The organism is Catenuloplanes indicus (assembly GCF_030813715.1).
Taxonomy (GTDB): domain Bacteria; phylum Actinomycetota; class Actinomycetes; order Mycobacteriales; family Micromonosporaceae; genus Catenuloplanes; species Catenuloplanes indicus.
Genome location: NZ_JAUSUZ010000001.1, coordinates 6,840,587 through 6,858,504, shown reverse-complemented (window position 1 = coordinate 6,858,504; position 17,918 = coordinate 6,840,587). Strand labels below are relative to the sequence as shown.

Genomic DNA, 17,918 nt, shown 5'->3' with positions numbered 1-17,918 from the left:
TATCAGTATATGGGGGTACGCGTGGCAGGACCGTTGCACGGGCTCAGGGTGGTCGAGCTGGCCGGGATCGGGCCGGCGCCGTTCGCGGCGATGCTGCTGGCCGACCTCGGTGCGGACGTGGTGCGCGTCGACCGCCCCGGCCCCGGCTCGCCGCTCGCCGGGGACCCGGCACACGACCTGCTCAACCGCGGCAAACGCTCGGTCCTCGCGGATCTGAAGACGCCGGACGGCGTCGGCCTGGTGCTGCGGCTGGCCGCCCGCGCGGACGTGCTGATCGAGGGCTGGCGGCCGGGCGTCGCGGAACGGCTCGGCGTCGGCCCGGAGCCGGTGCTGGCGCGCAACCCGCTGCTGGTCTACGGCCGGATGACCGGCTGGGGGCAGGACGGCCCGCTCGCGCACACGGCCGGGCACGACATCGGCTACCTGGCGCTGTCCGGCGCGCTGCACCCGATCGGCCGGGCCGGCGGGCCGCCGCAGGTGCCGGTGAACCTGCTCGGCGACTTCGCCGGCGGCTCGCTGTACCTGGTGATCGGCGTGCTCGCGGCGCTGCGCTCCGGCCGCGGCCAGGTGGTGGACGCGGCGATCGTGGACGGCGCCGCGCATCTGACCACGATGCTGCACGGCCTGCTCGCGGCCGGTGCGTGGCGGGACGAACGCGGCGTGAACCTGCTGGACACCGGCGCCGCGCGCTACGACGTGTACGAGACCGCGGACGGCCGGCACATGGCGGTCGGCGCGCTGGAGCCGAGGTTCTTCGCGGAGTTCATCGGCCTGCTGGGCGTCTCTGACGGCCCCGGCCTGCGCGAGGAGATCAGCAACGCGTTCGCCGGCCGTACCCGGGACGAATGGGTGAAGGTCTTCGCGGGCAGCGACGCGTGCGTGGCGCCGGTGCTCTCGCTCGCCGAGGCGACACGTGACCCGCATCTGGTGGCCCGCGGCACGTTCGCGAACCGGGACGGCGTGCCGCAGCCGGCCCCGGCGCCGCGCTTCTCCGCCACCCCGGCATCGCTGCGCCGGCCACCGGCGCTGCCCGGCGCGCACACCACCGACGTACTGGCCGACTGGGAGGCGTGATGCGAATCGGGACGTCGCCCTGACCGGGCCGGCGGACGCTGATCGTTCAGGTGAAGGAGCTGGTGTCGTGAAGCGGGACATCTTCACGGAGGACCACGCGGCGTTCCGGTCGCTGGTGTCGTCGTTCGTGGCCAAGGAGATCGTGCCGCACCACGCGCGGTGGGAGCAGGACCGGATCGTCGACCGCGCGGTGTGGACCGCGGCCGGGCGTGCCGGGCTGCTCGGCTTCTTCGTGCCCGCGGCGTACGGCGGCGCCGGCGTCACCGACCTCCGCTACCACGCGATCCTGGCGGAGGAACTGGCCCGCGCCGGTGCGACCGGGCCGGCGTTCCCGCTGCACAACGACATCGTGGGGCCGTACCTGACGTCGCTGGCCACCGACGCCCAGAGGGCACGCTGGCTGCCCGGGTTCTGCACCGGGGAGATCATCACGGCGATCGCGATGACCGAGCCGGGCGCGGGCAGCGACCTGCAGGGCATGCGCACCACCGCGGTCCGCGACGGCGACGACTGGATCCTCAACGGGCAGAAGACGTTCATCAGCAACGGCATCATCTCCGACCTGGTGATCGTGGCGGCGCGCACCGACCCGGACGCCGGCAGCCACGGGATCAGCCTGCTCGTGGTCGAGCGCGGCATGGACGGCTTCACCCGCGGGCGCACGCTCGACAAGATCGGGCAGCACGCGCAGGACACCGCGGAGCTGTTCTTCCAGGACGTGCGGGTGCCCGCGGCCAACGTGCTCGGCGAGCCGGGCATGGGCTTCGCGTACCTGATGCGGAACCTGCCCGCGGAACGTCTCTCCATCGCGGTCGCCGCGATGGCCGCGGCCGAGGAGATCTTCCGGATCACGCTGGACTACTGCCGGGACCGGGAGGCGTTCGGCCGACCGATCGGGCGGTTCCAGCACAGCCGTTTCGTGCTCGCCGAACTCGCCACCGAACTGCGGCTCGGCCGGGTGTTCGTCGACCGCTGCCTGGTCGAACCGGACCTGAGCCCGGCCGACGCCGCGATGGCGAAGTGGTGGACGACGGAACTTCAGCAGCGTGTCGTCGACCGCTGCCTGCAGTTGCACGGAGGGTACGGATACATGCGCGAGTACCCGGTCGCCCGCGCCTATCTCGACTCGCGCGTGCAGACCATCTACGGCGGCACGACCGAGATCATGAAGGAGGTCATCGGCCGGTCGCTCGGGTTGTGAGAACGGGCGTCACCGGCCCGGGAGCGACGAGAGCCATGATCGGCGGGCCTACGATCGCCTCATGCATACCGGTCCGCACGAGGTCACCGACTCTCCCGCGCCGGTCGAGGTGCCGGCCGGGGTGCGCGTCGGGCACTGGACCGGCGACGGCACGGGCGTCACCGTCGTGCTGCCGCCGGCCGGCACGGTCGGCTCCGGCGAGGTGCGCGGTGGGGCGCCCGCGACCCGGGAGTTCGCGCTGCTGAGCCCGGAACGGATGGTCGGCCGGGTGGACGCCGTGGTGCTCTCCGGCGGCTCCGCGTTCGGCCTGGCCGCCGGCGACGGCGTGATGCGGGCGCTGCGCGACCGCGGCGAGGGCTTCCCGACCGCGCACGGCCCGGTCCCGATCGTGGTCGGCATGTCCGTCTTCGACGCGTCCGTGGCCGCCACGCCACCGGACGCCGCCGCGGGGCGTGCCGCGCTCCTGGACGCGCTGGCGCCGGGCGGCGCGCTCCGCGTCGGCCGGGTCGGTGCCGGCGCGGGCGCGATGAGCGGGCGGTGGCTCGGCCGGCAGGATCCCGGCGGGTTCGGCGCCGCGTCCGCGCGTGATGCCGGTGGCGCCCTGGTGACCGCGTTCGCCGTGGTCAACGCGCTCGGCGTGGTCATCGGCCCGGACGGCTCGCCGGTGCGCACCGCGCCGGGCCACGGCACCCCGGCCACCGGCGGCGCGGAACGGCCGTTCGGGTCCGGGCGGGAGAACACCACGCTGGTCGTGGTCGTCACGGACGCGGCGCTCAGCAAGAGCGAGTGCCTGCTGGTCGCGCAGAGCGGCCACGACGGCATGGCCCGCGCCCTGCACCCGTCGCACACCCGCTTCGACGGGGACGCGGTGGTCGCCCTCGCCACCGGCACCGCCGCCCCGGCCGGCGACGGCGACCTCGACACCGTCCGCGCCACCACGATCGGCGTCGTCGCCGCCGCGATCCGCGACGCGGTCGCGCCGCACCGGGACTGACCCGGCGCGGCCGGTCCCGGCCGGCCGGGCGAGGTATGCATGAGGGGACGGCGGAGAGAGGGGACGGGTATGCGGGCGGAGGGCCGGGCGCCGCGGCGCGGGTCGGTGGTCTGGCGGTACTTCGGCGACGCCCGGAACATGCTGCTCGGGCCGTCGCTGCTGGTGCTCCAGGTGGCGCACCCGGTGGTGGGCGCGGGCGTGCTGCAGCACTCGAACTACCGGGACGAGCCATGGCAGCGTCTGGTCCGCACCTACCTGTCGCTCTCCACAGTCATCTACGGCGGGCAGCGCGGCGCCGAGCGGGAGGCCGCCCGCCTGCGCCGGCTGCACGAGACCATCAAGGGCGTCGACGACCAGGGCCGTCGCTACCACGCGCTCCACCCGGAGGCGTACCTGTGGGTGCACGCCACGCTCGTCCAGGGCGGCGTGGACGCGCACCGCACCTTCGGCCACCCGCTCACCGACGCGCAGATCGCCGCGTACTACGCGGACATGCGCCAGGTCGGCCTGCTGCTCGGGCTGCGCGAGCACCACCTGCCCGCGGACTGGGCGAGCTTCCGCGCGTACTACGACGAGCGCGTCCGGCACCGCCTGGAGGACAACCGCGCGGTGTGGGACGTGATCGACAGTGTCCGTCACCTGAAGAAGCCGCTGGCCGTGATCCCCTCCTTCGTGTGGCGCCCGGTCGGTGCCGCCGCCGGGCGGCTCGCGTACCTGGTGCTGGTCGGCGCGCTGCCCGAGGTGCTGCGCGACCGTCTCGGCCTCACCTGGTCCGCGGCGCAGGAGCGCCGCCTGCGCCGCTTCGCCACGGTCGTGTGCGGCACCATGGCCGTCGTCCCGCCGCCACTGCGCATCGCGGGCGGCCGGATCGCGGCACTGATCACGACGACGCTCGCCGGCCGCGGCGAACGGCAGCAGCCGACGACCGGCCGAGGTCAGGTGGCGGACGGCGTGTCGTAGAGCGCGTCGATCGCCGCCGCGTGCTGCTGAGCGACGATCCGGCGGCGTAGCTTGAGCGTCGGGGTGAGTTCGCCGGTCTCCGGCGTCCACGGCGTCGGCATGATCCGGAACGCCTTGACCTGCTCCGGCCGGGACAGTTCGGCGTTGGCCGCGTCGACCGCTCCGGTGATCTCCGCGTGCAGCAGCGGGTCGGTGGCCAGCGCCGCGATCGAGGTGTCCGGCAGGCCTTTGCCGCGGGCCCACATCGGCGCGATCTCCTCGTCCAGCACGATCAGCGCGGTCACGTACGGCCGCCGGTCGCCGATCGCCACGGCCTGGCCGATCAGCGGGTGGGCGCGCAGCAGCGACTCGATCCGCGCCGGTGAGATGTTCTTCCCACCGGAGTTGATGATCAGCTCCTTCTTCCGGTCGGTGATCGTCAGGAATCCGTCGTCATCGAGCACGCCGACGTCGCCGGTGGCCAGCCAGCCGTCCGCGTCCGTGATCGGCTCCACGCCGCCGCCGGCCGTGAGGTACCCGGAGCAGACCAGCGGGCCGCGCACCAGGATCTCGCCGTCACCGGCGACGCGCAGCTCCATGCCGGGCAGCACCCGGCCGACGCTGCCGGTGCGGAACGCCTCCGGTGTGTTGATCGTGCAGGAGCCGGTGGTCTCGGTCATCCCCCACACCTCGAACACGTCGATGCCGAGCCCGGCCAGGTAGAGCAGCGTGGACACCGGGATCGGCGCGGCGCCGCTGCCCGGCCAGACCAGGTTCTCCAGGCCGAGCCCGGTACGCAGCGGGCGCAGCACGGCCTCGTCCAGCGCGGCGACCCGCGCGGCGAGCTCCGGCGGGACCGGCGAGCCGGCCGCGCGCAGCCGGTAGCTCTCCAGCGCCGCGGTGCTGGCCGCGTCGAACGCGGCCCGGACCCGCTCGTCGGCCGCGGCGATCCGCGCCTGCACACCGGCCGCCATCTTCTCCCACACGCGCGGCACGCCGAAGAACGAGATCGGCCGGACCGCGGTCAGCGCGGCGAGCAGCTGCCTCTGGTCGGGGCAGATGGTGACGTGGTTGGCCCGGTAGAGCGGGTAGTAGATGCCGAGCACCCGCTCCGCGATGTGCGCCAGCGGCAGGTATGCCAGCGATCGCGAGTGGTCCGGCGTCTTCACCGTGTCCTCGATCAGCACACACTGGTGGGCCACGTTGCGGTGAGTGAGCACCACGCCCTTCGGGTCCCCGGTGGTGCCGGACGTGTAGAGCATCGTGACCGGCGCCTCCGGCGGCACCTCGCGCCAGCGTTTCTCGAACGCGCCCGGATCGGCCCGGTGCGCGGCCGCGCCGGTGGACTCCAGCTCCGCCAGCGTCACCACGCGCCCGTCGCCGGAGCCCTGGCCGGAGACCGTGACCACGTGGCGGATCGTGGGCACCCCGGCCAGGATCGGCGCCCACCGGGCCAGCTCGGCCTCGCCCTCCAGCACCACGATCCCGGCGCCGCTGTGCTCGGCGAGGTAGCGCAGCTGGCCGGGGCTGAGCGTGGCGTACACCGTGGACGGGATCGCGCCGACGTGGACGGCGGCGAGGTCGAGGAGCCAGTGCTCGGGCCGGCTCGACATGTTGATCAGCATGCGGTCGCCGCTGTCGAGGCCGAGCGCGGAGAGACCGCGGGCGGCGTGGGTGACCCGGTCGCGCAGCGCCGACCAGGTGAGCGTGTCGTCGTCCGCGCCGAGCGCGGTCAGCGCGGGCAGGTCACCGAACTCGGTGGCGTTGCGGTGCAGCAGCAGCGGAACGGTCAGACCGCGCGCGGCCTCGGCGCAGCGGGCGGCGCGATCGGTGGAGGCAGTGGACATGACGGCTCCCTTCGCCGGTCCGGGCGGGCCGGCGTCGCGGTGGCGGACGGGGGTGCGTCGTTCATGCCGAGACTGTAAACGGCGGTTAACTTCGGAGGGAAGCGATTCCGCTCGATCGGTCTGGATGCCGCTGCCCGGATGCGCGAACCGGGATTAACTTCACGCGGTCATGATCAGCATCGCGAGCCGGACCAGGTGCGCGTCCATGCCGGTCCGCCGGTCGAACCGGACCCATCTGCTCAGATCGGTCACCAGATTCAGCGCCGCGTGCACCAGCACCCGCGCCTCGGGCGCCGGCAGCTCCGGTCGCACCTCGGTCAGCAGCAGCACCCACTCCTCCACGTGCAGCCGCTGCACCTTGCGCAGCTCGTGCCGGTCGCCGCCGGGCAGGTTGCTGTTCTCCGCGAGGTAGACCGAGACCAGGTCGCTGCGCTCGAACGTCAGCTCCACGTAGGACTCCGCCATCCGGCGCAGCGCGTCCGGCGCGTCCACGGCGCCGTCCAGCGCGACCGCGGTCGCCTCGGCCACCCGCTCGGACGCCCGGTAGAACGCGGCGGCCAGGATGTCCGCCTTGCCGGGAAAGACCCGGTAGACGCTGGACGCGTTGATGCCCACCCGGTGCGCGATGTCGTCCACCCCGACCGCGTGGTAGCCGTACCGATGGAACAGCATGACCGCCTCGGTCAGGATCAGCTCGCGGCGCGCTCCGGGCCGTACCCCCGCGGGATCTTGATCTGGCTCGGGATCGTCACCCGGCGTGCGGGGCACCGGTGGCTCCCCGTGCAGCACGGCCAGGCCGACGCGGTGCAGCGTCTGCTCGGCGCGGCCGCGCGCGATCGCGGCGCGGTGCGTGGCGAGGCTGCCGAACACGCTGAGCATCGCCCGGACCAGCGCGGACGCGCCACGATCATCAAGATCATTTCGAACCGCCCGCAACGGTACGGCGAAACGGTGGGACAGGACCGCCAGCTGCGCCGTGAACTCCGCGACGTGCGCCGGCTCCAGGTAGCGCCACTCCCACTGGTAGAGGCCGCCGACCTTGCGGCCCTCGACCGCGATCCGGGCCAGCGCCGCGAGCAGTGCGTCCAGCCGGGCGGCCGGGTCGGCGTCGTCCGCGTCCACCTCCACCAGCACGCGTTCGATCAGCCGGCGCGTGGCGTAGACCAGGATCGCGTACTTCCCGCGGAAGTGCCGGTAGACCGCGGGGCCACTGATGCCGACCGTGGCCGCGATCTCGTCGATGCCGACACCGTGGTAGCCACGCGCGCAGAACAGCTCGGCCGCGACCATGGCGATCTGGTCCTTGCGGTCCTTCGGCCGGCGCCTCGGCGGCTCGATCGTCTCTGCGCTACGCACCGGCGGAAGCATACCGCCGGTGAGAGCGCGTTCGCATCGAGGAAACCGTGAGATCCTTGACAGCTAGCCGAAACGAGGCGGAAAGTTAACGCCGGTTCGCAGATGGGGAGGCGTGATGAGCGAGGCGTTCATCTACGACGCGGTGCGCACGCCGCGCGGCCGGGGCAAGCAGGACGGCGCACTGCACGGGGTGAAGCCGATCTCGCTCGTCGTCGGCCTGATCGCGGAGCTGCGCCACCGTTTCCCCGGCGTCGACCCGGCACGCATCGACGACGTGGTGCTCGGCATCGTCTCCCCGCTCGGCGACCAGGGCTCCGACCTGGCCAAGACCGCGGCGCTCGCGGCCGGGCTGCCGCCGGAGGTGGCCGGCGTGCAGGTCAACCGGTTCTGCGGCTCCGGGCTCGAGGCGGTGAACATCGCGGCGCAGAAGGTCCGGTCCGGCTGGGAGCATCTGGTGCTGGCCGGTGGCGTCGAGTCGATGTCCCGGGTGCCGATGGGCTCGGACGGTGGGGCGTGGGCGCTCGACCCGGAGACCAGCATGCTGACCGACTTCGTCCCGCAGGGCATCAGCGCCGACCTGATCGCCACCATCGGCGGCTACTCCCGGGAGGACGTCGACCGGTTCGCGCTGCGCTCGCAGGAGCGGGCGGCCCGGGCCTGGGCGGAGGGCCGGTTCAGCCGCAGCGTGGTGCCGGTGCACGACCGCAACGGCCTGCTGATCCTCGACCACGACGAGCACATCCGCGCCGATTCCACACTGGCCGGTCTGGGCGCGCTCAAGCCCTCGTTCGCGCAGATCGGCGAGCAGGCCGGGTTCGACGCGGTGGCGCTGCAGAAATACCACTGGGTCGAGCGCATCGCGCACGTGCACCACGCGGGCAACTCGTCCGGCATCGTGGACGGTGCCGCGCTGGTGCTGGTCGGGTCGCAGGCCGCGGGCGAAGCGGCCGGCATGACCCCGCGGGCGCGCATCGTCTCCGCCGCGCTCAGCGGCGCCGACCCGACCATCATGCTGACCGGCCCCGCGCCGGCGTCCCGCAAGGCGCTCGACCGGGCCGGCCTGACCGTCGACGACGTCGACCTGGTCGAGATCAACGAGGCGTTCGCGGCCGTGGTCCTGCACTACATCGACGACATGAAGTTCGACCCGGAGATCGTCAACGTCAACGGCGGGGCGATCGCCATGGGCCACCCGCTCGGCGCGACCGGCGCGATGATCCTCGGCACGCTCGTCGACGAGCTGGACCGGCGCGGCGGTCGATACGGCCTGGCCACACTCTGCATCGGCGGCGGCATGGGCATCGCCACGGTCGTCGAACGGCTCTGACGGAGGTTATGCGAATGATCCGCTGGGACCGCGAGGACGACGGCATCGTCGTGCTCACGCTGAACGACCCGACGCGCGCCGCCAACACCATGACCGAGGCCTACGTGCGGAGCATGGCGGAGACCGTCACCCGGCTGGAGGCGGAACGCGACTCGATCACCGGCGTGGTCCTCGTGTCCGCGAAGAAGTCGTTCTTCGCCGGTGGCGACCTCGATTCGCTCCGCACGCCCGGGCCGGACCAGGGCGCCGCGTCGTTCGCCCGGGCCGCGACCGTCAAGGCACAGTTCCGCCGGCTGGAGACGCTCGGCCGGCCGGTGGTCGCCGCGCTCAACGGGTCCGCGCTGGGCGGCGGGCTGGAGCTGGCGCTCGCCTGCCACCACCGGATCGCGGTCGACGACCCGAAGCTGGAGGTCGGTTTCCCCGAGGTGACGCTGGGCCTGCTCCCCGGCGCCGGTGGCGTGGTCCGCACCGTGCGCATGCTGGGCCTGGCCACCGCGCTCACCCAGGTGCTGCTGCGCGGTCAGCGGCACCGCGCCGCCGCGGCCCGCGATCTCGGCCTGATCTCCGCGCTCGTCCCGTCCGTCGCCGACCTGCTGCCGGCCGCCCGGGAGTGGATCCGGGCGAACCCCGGCGCCACCCAGCCGTGGGACGTCAAGGGCTACAAGATTCCAGGGGGTACGCCGTCCACGCCCGCGCTGGCCGCGATGCTGCCCGCGTTCCCGGCCACCCTGCGCAAGGAGCTGAAGAACGCGCCGTACCCGGCACCTCGCAACATCCTCGCGGCCGCGGTCGAGGGCGCGCAGGTCGACCTCGACACCGCGTTCACGATCGAGAACCGGTACTTCGTGGAGCTGGTCACCGGCCAGATCGCGAAGAACATGATCGGCGCGTTCTTCTTCGACCTGAACGCGGCGAACGCGCGCGACATCGGCGACGTCCCGCCGTTCCAGCGGGTCGGCGTGCTCGGCGCCGGCATGATGGGCGCCGCGATCGCGTACGTCTGCGCCAAGGCCGGGCTCGACGTGGTGCTCAAGGACGTGTCCATGGCGGCCGCCACCCGCGGCCTCGGCTACTCGCAACGCCTGGTCGCCGAGGCCGTGCAGCGCGGCCGGCTCACCGAGGCGGCCGGCACCGAGCTGCTCTCCCGCATCTCCCCCGCCGACGACCCGGCCGCGCTGACCGGCGTCCACGTGGTGATCGAGGCGGTCTACGAGGACCCGGCGCTCAAGCACAAGGTCTTCGCCGAGATCGAGGAGCTGGTCGCGCCGGACGCACTGCTCTGCTCGAACACGTCGACACTGCCGATCACGATGCTGGCCGAGGGCGTCCGCCGCCAGGCGGACTTCGCCGGGCTGCACTTCTTCTCCCCGGTCGACAGGATGCCGCTGGTCGAGGTGATCCGCGGCGCGCACACCAGCGACGAGACGCTGCGCCGCGCGCTCGCGGTCGTCCGCCGCCTCCGCAAGACGCCGATCGTGGTCAACGACAGCCGCGGCTTCTTCACCAGCCGGGTGATCGGCACGTTCACCAACGAGGGCGTCGCCATGCTCGCCGAGGGCGTGCCCGCGCCGTCCATCGAACAGGCCAGCAGCCAGGCCGGCTACCCCGCACCGGTGCTCCAGCTGATGGACGAGCTGACGCTCACGCTTCCCCAGAAGATCCGCAAGGAGACCGCCGCGGCCGCCGGCGACGCCTGGGTCCCGCACCCCGCCGACGCCGTCATCGACCACCTCGTCGACGCCGGCCGCCCCGGCCGCTCCGGCGGTGCCGGCTTCTACGACTACGAGGACGGCAGGCGCACCCGCCTCTGGCCCGGCCTGGCCGCGTTCGCGAAGCGCGAGTCCGCGATCCCGTTCGAGGACCTCAAGGAACGCCTGCTCTTCATCGAGGCCGTCGAGTCCGTCAAATGCCTCGACGAGGGCGTCCTCACCTCGGTCGCCGACGCCAACATCGGCTCCATCCTCGGCATCGGCTACCCCGGCTGGACCGGCGGCGTGCTCCAGTACATCAACCAGTACCCCGGCGGCCTCCCCGGCTTCATCACCCGCGCGAACCAGCTCGCCGACCGCTACGGTCCCCGCTTCACACCCCCACCGCTGCTCCTGCGCAAGGCGGAGCGGGGCGAGCGCTTCGAGTAGCGGGCCACTCAGCCCTGAATGATGTCCCCGATGGCGGCGTGGTGCTCCCACCACGCGGCACGGCTGTGCTTCGCCGTGACGCCGCCGAGCCGGGTCAGCAGCAGCACATCGCCGTTCAGCGTCAACGCGGCATCCTCATCACCGCTGCCCAGCACCCGGCCCACCACCACCAGCATGGCGGCGAGCGCACGCTCGCCCTGCTCAGCCTCGTCGAACTTGTCCATGTCGAAGCTGACCATGACGTTCTCCGAGAGATCCCACGTCCACATGCCGTCGTCGGCCTCCGCGGCCACCGAACCGCGTTTCCTCGGCACGATGGTGAAGAAGAAGCCGTGGCTGTCGTACAGATCCGCCGACAGCAACGCCGGACTGCCGACCGGCCGGTCCGCCACCTCCGGCATCGCCCGCATCGCCACCTCATCGGCGGGGACGGCTCCGGCCAAGGTCAGCCGATACTCGATTCCCATGTCTCGCGCTCTCCTCGTCAGGACTGATTACTCGGGAACTACCTGGATGATGTCGCCCTCCGGCGTGATGATCTTCAGTTCCTTGAGGTTCGGCACCGGCGAATCGTGAAAGTGCCTCCGCAACGCGTCCACGTCTCCACGCCAATCCTCTAGGTTGACCACCACCCGCTGCGTCTGGCCCTTCACAATCTTGGCCTGCACCTCGTCGGCGAGGTAGTACACCGTCTTGTCCGCAGCGGTCGGCGAGTATGCGTCGAACACCCGGCCCTCGATCAGATAGTCCGGTCTCTTCTGCGGCAACCCCGCATCACCGGCGTTCTGCCGGGCTTGCGCGACATCCTGAGGCGACGGGTTCTGTTCGACCCGATAGCCTTCCGCGGCGAGCCGAGCAGCCGCTGAATTCTCCATCTCCAGGGATCGGCGGGTCGGGTAGTCGTCCCTCGGGTTGATCCGGGTCGGCCTGCCCGACGGCTCGCCGCCCTCCTCACCGGTCGGCTGAGTGAGGAGATTGTCTCGGTCCACGGGCGAGTCCTGATCACCGATGGGGTCGCTGTCGGCGCCGGACGCCGGCTCGTCGCGCCCGTCACGTTCCGGCCACCCGGTGCCGGTGCCGTCGGAACTCCGGCCTGCGGTGCCACCGTATCCGGCGGGCCAGCCGGTTCCCGTCCGCGATCCGGGCGCCCGGCCGGCATCCGCCTCCTCTGCCGCGATCCGTTGGCCGTCGGCCACGCTGCTCACGGATGTTCCGCTGGAGCGGTGACGCGGTGTCGTGCCGTCGCCGTCGCCGTGGGCCGGCGGGGCACCTCCGCCGTCCCCCGATCCTCTGGGCCGCGCCAAGGAAGTCACCTCGCCCGGTGCCGTCGTGGAGATCCCGACCGCCGAGCGTAGTACACGCACTACCGCGCGTGCACTCCCTGCCTTGACGGGCCTCCTGATCGCGAATCCAAGCCGTGAACAGGAGAAACACATGACCAGAGCAGGCTGAGCCCGGAGATGGAGGGCGCGATGGCGCACCCCTACGCCCAGGTCCGGGCACCGGGAGCCAGCTGGCCGAGTGGCGGGCGGACGCGGCGCGGCTGACCGCGCACGCGGCCGACATTCTCGAGGTGGCGACCGGCCCGGGTCATCTCGCGGTCGAGCTGGCCGGCCGGGCGTGCGTCGCCACGCTGGACACCAGTCACACGTTCGCCGCGATGGTCGGCGAGCGGGCGGCGGCGCACTGCGTGACCGTCGACTCCCGGCAGGGTGACGCGGCCACGATGCCGTTCGCGGACGCGTCCTTCGACCTGATCATCTGTCAGGCCGCGTTCACGAACGTCTTCCGTCCGGTCGGCGCGCTGAACGAGATGCACCGCGTGCTGCGGCCCGGTGGCGTGGCGATGATCGAGGACCTGGACCCGCGGGCCACCCGCGCGCGGATCGCGGCGCAGGTCGGCCCGATGCGGCTGACCGGCGGCAAGGCGCTGTACACCCGGGTGACGCTGGGCTGGCTGCGCCGCCGGGCGCACACGCCGGAGCAGCTGACCGGGCTGGCGCGGCGGAGCGAATTCACGAACATCCACATCGAACGGTACGGCACGATCGGGCTACGGCTGACCCTGAAGTGGGAAACGGCGTAAGACCGGTCCGGCCTGATCATCTGACAGGCAAGGGGCGCGCTCACGCCGTACCCGGGAAACAGGAACAGAGAGGCCGGTGCCGCGACGGGCGGCACCGGCCTCGTTACTGTGCGACGACTCAGCAGCTGAGGTTCGCGCCCGGCGTCACGCCGAGGATTCCGGCGAACTTCTGATACGCCGCGACCCGGCTCTGCACCTGCGCCGGGTTGCCCCCGTTGCACTCGATCGCGCCGTTGATGCTGCGGATCGACTCGCCGAAGCCACGCCCGTTCACCATCGCGTCGTGGCCGGTCATCGTGCCGGGGCCGGTCTGCGTCATCCAGTACCAGATGCCGGTCTTCCAGGCCACGGCCGCGTCGTTCTGCACCAGGTTCGGGTTGCGCAGCAGGTCGATGCCGAGCGCGTCACCCGCGGCCTTGTAGTTGAAGTTCCAGCTCAGCTGGATCGGCCCGCGACCGTAGTACGCGGCCTGGCCGGCCGGGCACCCGTACGGCTGGCCGGCGTCGCAGTAGTGCGGATAGTTCGCGGTGTTCTGCTCGACGATGTGCACCAGCCCGCCGGTCTCGTGGTTGATGTTGGCGAGGAACGCGGCGGCCTCCTGCCGGCGCACGGTGTCACTGCCGGTGCCGGCGAACGCCGGGTACGCGGAGAGCGCCTGCACCAGACCCGCGTACGTGTAGAACTGGTTCCGCGCCGGGAACATCTGGTTGAACTGCGCCTCGGAGACCACGAACCCGGACGGGTTGGTCCCGCCGGTCGGCGCCGGCGGGGTGGGGACGGTGCCGCCGCCACCGGAGCAGGTGTACGGCTCCCAGAACCAGGTGCTGATGATCGGGTCGTACCCCGGATTGTCGTGCTCGGCTATGTAGGACTTACCGTCCGTGTACTTCACGATATTTCCGGTCACATACGCCTTACCGGCATGCCACGCCGGGTGATTACAGGCCGCGGTGGTACCCCCGCCCGAGGACGAACCGCCGCCGCACGACCCCTGGTCCTCCCAGACCCCGGTCCCGGCCGCGCTCGGCTGCTCACCCTGCGTCCACCACTTGGCCTTCCAGTTGTGCCCGCCGAACGACGCCGTGCTGCCGCCCCAGTACACCGCGGACGCGCTGTACGGGCTGGCGCACTCGGCCGCCGAGGCCATGGTCATCGGCAGGATCGCGGCGGCGGTACCCGCCCCCGCGATCGCCAGTACCGTAGCGACGACTCGAAGCTTCACCGCACACCACTCCCATTCCGCACAGCCGTGTATCCGAGGACCGGATGATCGTGTCAGCGGCGGCATGAGCGGCGGCCTAAAGGAACGGTAAATGAACCTTATAGTTCATTCGGCGAGCCGGGCAGCACGCAGCGTGAGGTAGTTCCGCTCCGGCACGCTGGCCGTCCGCGCCGCCGCCAGCCGATAGTCCGCGATCGCCTCGGTGACGGACCCGGCCATCTCCAGCAGGTGCGCCCGGGCCGCGGGCAGCCGGTGCCCGCGGGCCAACAGCGGATCCTCCGCGAGCGCGTCCAGCATCGCCAGCCCCGCGGCCGGCCCGTCCACCATCGCCCGCGCCACCGCCCGGTTCAGCGTCACCACCGGGCTCGGCGTCAGGCGCTCCAGGACGCCGTACAGTGCCAGGATCTGCGGCCAGTCGGTCTCGTCCGCGGTCGGTGCCTCGTCGTGCAGCGCCGCGATCGCGGCCTGCACCTGGTACGGCCCGACCGGCCCGCGCGGCAGCACCTCGTGCACCAGCGCGATTCCCTCCGCGATCGCGGCCGCGTCCCACCGCGACCGGTCCTGCGCGGCCAGCGGCACCAGCTCACCGACCGGCCCGGTCCGCGCCGGCGCCCGCGCCTCGGTCAGCAGCATCAGTGCGAGCAGCCCGCCGGTCTCCGCGGAGTCCGGGCGCAGTGCGCGCACGGCCCGGGCCAGCCGGATCGCCTCGGCGGACAGCTCCACCCGCAGCAGCGACGGCCCGGCCGAGCTGGTGTGTCCCTCATTGAAGATCAGACACAGCACCTGGAGTACGGCCGAGAGGTCACCGGGCCGGGCGAACCCGGCGGCCACGGTTCGCTTCGCCCGGCTGATCCGCTGCGCCATCGTCGCCTCCGGCACCAGGAACGCGCGGGCGATCTCCGCCGTGGTCAGCCCGCCGACCGCGCGCAGCGTCAGCGCGACCGCGGACGCCGGGGACAGCGCCGGATGGCAGCAGAGGAACAGCATCTCCAGTGTGTCGTCCCGGGTCTCCGCGACGGCATCCACCAGGGGGTCGCTCAGCGCGAAGACCGACATCTCGCGCCGGCGGCGCGCACCGTCGCTGCGGATCTGCTCGATGAACCGCCGGTGCGCGACCTGGATGAGCCACCCGCGCGGATTGGCCGGCAGGCCCTCGTCCGGCCACTGCCGGAACGCGGCCAACATCGCCTCCTGCACCGCGTCCTCGGCCGCCGCGAAGTCGCCGAACCGGCGGGTGAGCACGCCGAGGACCTGCGGCGCGAGATCGCGCAGCAGGTCCTCCCCGGAGAAACGGGTCACCAGGCGTCCGGCGTCGGCGCCTCCATGATCTGGCGCACCTCGATCGGCATGTGCAGCGGCCTGCCCTCCGGGCCGGGCGCGCTCGACACGTACGCGGCCAGCTCCAGCGCGCGGGCCGGCGTCTCCACGTCCACGATCCAGTAGCCGGCCAGGAACTCCTTCGTCTCCGGGAACGGCCCCTCGGTCACCACCGGCGTGCCGTTCGCGTCCGACCGGACGATCTTCAGCTCGGCCGGGTCGGCCAGCCCTTCACCGGAGACCCACTCGCCGGACGCGGTCAGCGTCGCGTTCACCTCCCCCATGAACGCGATGTGCCGCTCGATCTCCTCCGGCTTCCACGTGGAGATCTGCGGGAAGTCCGCGCTCGCCTGGGAGAACTGCATCATCAGCATGTACTTCACGGTGTGCTCCTCATGTCGTCGACGTTCTCATGACGAGGTAGAAGCCAGCGGGCCGTTCTCGACACGTACCCGTGGACGATCGTGATTTTTCAGTTCCCGGCCATCGTCGCGGGCCAGGCTCACGCCGGATCACCCGAAGCACACCTTGGGAGTCACCATGTCCCAGCGCCTGCCACGCCGCACGTTGCTGCAGACCGCGGTCGCCGCACCGGCCGCCGGGCTCGTCGCCGGCAGCGTGCTCGACGCCGCGCCCGCCCAGGCCGGCAGCGGAAAGTTCGACGTGGACAGCCCGCGCTTCTCGATCGCGGTGCTGCCGGACACGCAGTACCTCTTCGACGAGGACGCGTCCGACCCGGAGCCGCTGCGGGCCACGTTCGCGTACCTCCGCGAGGCCCGCAAGGACGGCAACGTCGCGTTCATGACCCACCTCGGCGACGTCACCGAGCACGGCAGCGAGCACGAGATCGAGCTGGCGTCGAAGACGTTCAAGGAGCTGGACGGCAAGGTCCCGTACAGCGTGCTGGCCGGCAACCACGACATCAACGGCGGCACCACGGCCGACACCCGCGGCGACTCCGCGTACCTGCGGGCGTTCAACCCGAAGCGGTTCGCGAAGGCGCCCACGTTCGGCGGCGCGTCCCCGGACGGCTACAACAGCTACCACGTGCTCAAGGCCGGCGGCCGCCAGTGGCTGATCCTGGCGCTGGACTGGCGGATCTCCGACGCCGGTGTCGCCTGGGCGCAGTCCGTGCTGGACGAGCACCGGACACTGCCCGCGATCGTCACCACGCACGACCTGGCCTACGCGGACGACAACGGCACCGCGTACCTCTCCTCCTACGGCCAGACGCTGTGGGACAAGCTGATCCGGCGCAACGACCAGATCTTCCTGACGCTGAACGGCCACTACTGGCCGCCCGGCCGTACCGTGCTGAAGAACGACGCCGGTCACGACGTGCACGTGCACATCACCAACTACCAGGACCGCTACTACGGCGGCGCCGGGATGATCCGCCTGTACGCGTTCGACCTGGCCCGCGGCGTGATCGACGTGTCCACGATCGCCCCGTGGTTCCTGGCCAAGGACCCGGCGAAGCGGACCGCGCTGGAGGAGGAGACGATCGAACTGACCGGCCCGGTCGACCGCTTCTCCCTGCCGATCGACTTCGACGCGCGGTTCGCCGGCTTCGCCCCGATCGTGCCACCCGCGTCCCGCCCGGCCTCCGCCGTGGTGCTGCGCGACACCGTCGCCTACTGGCGCTTCGACAACCTGGGCCTCACCGACGGCGCCACGGTCGCGAACGGCACGGTGGTCCGCGACCTGGCCAAGCGCGGCAACGACCTGACCGTCGCGTCGATCGGCGCCGGCGCACCGCTGCTGCTCTCCGCCGACCACCACCTCGGCGCGCCCGCACACGCGAGCATCCGCTTCAACGGCGGCAAGTCCCCCGACCGCGGCGCCATCCTCGCCACCGGCCCGTCCGCGCCGCTGAACTCCCTGACGTTCGAACGCGGTTACACCATCGAGGCGTTCATCAAACTCCCCGCGCCGTTCGAGGGCGACCACGCGTGGATGGGAATCCTGAGCTGGCAGGGCCGGTCCGGCGACGCCGGTAAGACCAGCGGCTGGTCCCAGGACGAACCGACCTGCAGCCTCAACCTCTCCGGCGAGCGCTTCCTCCAGTACGTGGTCTACCCGAACGACCGCGACGCCGACCCCACCTCGTGGAGCCACGCCCTCCCGGTCGGCCGCTGGATGCACGTCGCCGTGGTCAACGACGGCCGCCGCACCACCATCTACATCGACGGCTCGAAGATCGCCCGTAACCCCACCCAGCCGTCGCGCGGCATTGCCACGCTCGGCAAGCCCTTCACCATCGGCGCCACCCAGTTCGCCGAACGCTTCGGCCAGGGCTTCTACGGCTGGATCGGCGACGTCCGCATCACCGCCCGTGCTCTCCCCACCCGTGACTTCCTGACCAGCACGTTCTAGACCTTCCCCCAGGGCGCCGGGCGGCCCACCACTCACCCTGC

The 17,918-nt window shown here is 72.1% G+C and carries 15 protein-coding genes; 8 read left to right on the top strand and 7 right to left on the bottom strand.

The window, feature by feature from the left end:
- The first annotated feature begins 9 nt into the window (after nucleotides 1-9).
- The 4 genes from J2S42_RS31140 to J2S42_RS31125 all read left to right on the top strand — a co-directional run bounded on the left by J2S42_RS31140 (nucleotide 10) and on the right by J2S42_RS31125 (nucleotide 4,229).
- Nucleotides 10-1,074, top strand: coding sequence for a CaiB/BaiF CoA transferase family protein (locus J2S42_RS31140; RefSeq protein WP_307244855.1), 1,065 nt, complete (start codon nucleotides 10-12; stop codon nucleotides 1,072-1,074).
- Nucleotides 1,075-1,141: 67 nt separating this feature from the next.
- A complete protein-coding gene (locus J2S42_RS31135) occupies nucleotides 1,142-2,275 on the top strand; it encodes an acyl-CoA dehydrogenase family protein (RefSeq protein WP_307244853.1) in 1,134 nt (377 codons plus the stop codon).
- Between the two features lie 61 nt (nucleotides 2,276-2,336).
- Entirely contained in the window at nucleotides 2,337-3,269 is a 933-nt protein-coding gene (locus J2S42_RS31130) for a P1 family peptidase (RefSeq protein WP_307244851.1), read from the top strand.
- A gap of 69 nt (nucleotides 3,270-3,338) precedes the next feature.
- The gene (locus J2S42_RS31125; RefSeq protein WP_307244849.1) at nucleotides 3,339-4,229 is read left to right on the top strand and encodes an oxygenase MpaB family protein; all 891 of its coding nucleotides are present in this window, start codon (nucleotides 3,339-3,341) and stop codon (nucleotides 4,227-4,229) included.
- On the opposite strand, the gene J2S42_RS31120 is transcribed toward J2S42_RS31125, so the two are convergent.
- Together J2S42_RS31120 and J2S42_RS31115 are read right to left on the bottom strand one after the other, a co-directional pair.
- Entirely contained in the window at nucleotides 4,205-6,055 is a 1,851-nt protein-coding gene (locus J2S42_RS31120; RefSeq protein WP_307244848.1) for an AMP-dependent synthetase/ligase, read from the bottom strand. The genes J2S42_RS31125 and J2S42_RS31120 overlap by 25 nt on opposite strands.
- A 159-nt stretch (nucleotides 6,056-6,214) precedes the next feature.
- Nucleotides 6,215-7,411, bottom strand: a complete 1,197-nt coding sequence (locus tag J2S42_RS31115; protein ID WP_307244846.1) for a TetR/AcrR family transcriptional regulator — start codon at nucleotides 7,409-7,411, stop codon at nucleotides 6,215-6,217.
- 112 nt (nucleotides 7,412-7,523) lie between these two features.
- Between J2S42_RS31115 and J2S42_RS31110 the strand changes: the two genes are divergently transcribed.
- Together J2S42_RS31110 and J2S42_RS31105 are read left to right on the top strand one after the other, a co-directional pair.
- Entirely contained in the window at nucleotides 7,524-8,738 is a 1,215-nt protein-coding gene (locus tag J2S42_RS31110; protein WP_307244845.1) for an acetyl-CoA C-acetyltransferase, read from the top strand.
- Nucleotides 8,739-8,752: 14 nt separating this feature from the next.
- A complete protein-coding gene (locus tag J2S42_RS31105; protein ID WP_307244843.1) occupies nucleotides 8,753-10,876 on the top strand; it encodes a 3-hydroxyacyl-CoA dehydrogenase NAD-binding domain-containing protein in 2,124 nt (707 codons plus the stop codon).
- Between the two features lie 8 nt (nucleotides 10,877-10,884).
- Here the strand turns inward: J2S42_RS31105 and J2S42_RS31100 are convergent, their stop codons facing one another.
- Together J2S42_RS31100 and J2S42_RS42040 are read right to left on the bottom strand one after the other, a co-directional pair.
- The gene (locus J2S42_RS31100) at nucleotides 10,885-11,343 is read right to left on the bottom strand and encodes a SitI3 family protein (RefSeq protein ID WP_307244841.1); all 459 of its coding nucleotides are present in this window, start codon (nucleotides 11,341-11,343) and stop codon (nucleotides 10,885-10,887) included.
- Nucleotides 11,344-11,370: 27 nt separating this feature from the next.
- Nucleotides 11,371-12,081 carry a CdiA C-terminal domain-containing protein gene (locus tag J2S42_RS42040; protein WP_370879294.1) on the bottom strand — a complete coding sequence of 237 codons (711 nt, stop codon included), beginning with the start codon at nucleotides 12,079-12,081 and terminating at the stop codon, nucleotides 11,371-11,373.
- A 308-nt stretch (nucleotides 12,082-12,389) separates the two neighbouring features.
- Here J2S42_RS42040 and J2S42_RS31090 point away from each other — a divergent pair, with 308 nt between their 5' ends.
- Entirely contained in the window at nucleotides 12,390-12,962 is a 573-nt protein-coding gene (locus J2S42_RS31090) for a class I SAM-dependent methyltransferase (RefSeq protein ID WP_307249141.1), read from the top strand.
- Nucleotides 12,963-13,080: 118 nt separating this feature from the next.
- On the opposite strand, the gene J2S42_RS31085 is transcribed toward J2S42_RS31090, so the two are convergent.
- The 3 genes from J2S42_RS31085 to J2S42_RS31075 form a co-directional block, all read right to left on the bottom strand.
- A complete protein-coding gene (locus tag J2S42_RS31085) occupies nucleotides 13,081-14,184 on the bottom strand; it encodes a glycoside hydrolase family 19 protein (RefSeq protein ID WP_307244840.1) in 1,104 nt (367 codons plus the stop codon).
- A 105-nt stretch (nucleotides 14,185-14,289) separates the two neighbouring features.
- Nucleotides 14,290-15,483, bottom strand: a complete 1,194-nt coding sequence (locus J2S42_RS31080; RefSeq protein ID WP_307244838.1) for an RNA polymerase sigma factor — start codon at nucleotides 15,481-15,483, stop codon at nucleotides 14,290-14,292.
- Nucleotides 15,480-15,875 (bottom strand): YciI family protein, encoded by a 396-nt coding sequence (locus tag J2S42_RS31075; RefSeq protein WP_307249139.1) that lies wholly within the window; start codon nucleotides 15,873-15,875, stop codon nucleotides 15,480-15,482. Before J2S42_RS31075 ends, J2S42_RS31080 begins: the two co-directional genes overlap by 4 nt.
- 166 nt (nucleotides 15,876-16,041) lie before the next feature.
- Here J2S42_RS31075 and J2S42_RS31070 point away from each other — a divergent pair, with 166 nt between their 5' ends.
- The gene (locus J2S42_RS31070) at nucleotides 16,042-17,877 is read left to right on the top strand and encodes a LamG-like jellyroll fold domain-containing protein (RefSeq protein WP_307244834.1); all 1,836 of its coding nucleotides are present in this window, start codon (nucleotides 16,042-16,044) and stop codon (nucleotides 17,875-17,877) included.
- The last annotated feature ends 41 nt before the right edge of the window (nucleotides 17,878-17,918 follow it).